This window comes from Bradyrhizobium sp., from assembly GCF_016462955.1.
Classification (GTDB): domain Bacteria; phylum Pseudomonadota; class Alphaproteobacteria; order Rhizobiales; family Xanthobacteraceae; genus Bradyrhizobium.
In genome coordinates, this window is record NZ_JAEMSD010000203.1 from 1 (window position 1) to 725 (window position 725).

The following is a 725-nucleotide window of genomic DNA, read 5'->3' on the forward strand; positions in this document are numbered from 1 at the left end:
TGACGTCCATCGGCAGCTTGCCCGCGAAATCATTGATGAAGTCGAACGAGCAGGCGCGCGGTACGCCGCTCGCCGGTCTCGCGGTCAAGGTCACCGACGGCTTCTTCCTGGTCGGCCTGTCCAATGTCGACGCCGACCGCGCCCGCAACGTGCAGCTCCTGAAGGAGCGCTCCTGGTTCGACGTGCCGCTGGTCTATGCCAACCAGCGCCGCGCCATCATCGCCATCGAGAAGGGTGCCCCCGGCGAGCGCGCCTTCAACGACGCCTTCGCCCAGTGGGGCGATTGAGGCCGCCGCCGTCATTCCGGGGCGCGCGTAGCGCGAGCCCGGAATCCATCGCGCAGCACGTGATGCCGGAAAATGGATTCCGGGTTCGACGCTGCGCGTCGCCCCGGAATGACATTTCTGGATGTACCTGTAGCGCTACTGCGCCGCCGCTTCCCGCTTGCGCGATGCCGTCGCGGCGGCGTGCTCGCGGTCCATCACGGTACGGCAGCCTGGGCTGACCTGCGACTTGTTGCGAACCATGCAGGCGGTGATCCGCGGGATATCCGGAATCTCGCTGGAGCACAGCCGCATCGCATCGCCCGAGCACATCTGCTGCGCTTCGGACGAGAAGGCGAGGCCGGGTGTCATCTGCAGTGCGAGGCCGGTGACGGCGACAGCGAAGAGTGAAGCGATCGTCTGAAGGCGTGTCATGTGGAATGGGTCCCCGAGGTCCTGGGC

2 pseudogenes are annotated in these 725 nt (G+C 66.5%); one reads left to right on the forward strand and one right to left on the reverse strand.

The window, feature by feature from the left end:
• Positions 1 to 287, forward strand: a pseudogene (locus JHD07_RS20480) (hypothetical protein); the annotation flags it as partial.
• Between the two features lie 135 nt (positions 288 to 422).
• Here JHD07_RS20480 and JHD07_RS20485 read toward each other — a convergent pair.
• Positions 423 to 725 (reverse strand): annotated as a pseudogene (locus JHD07_RS20485) (hypothetical protein); the annotation flags it as partial.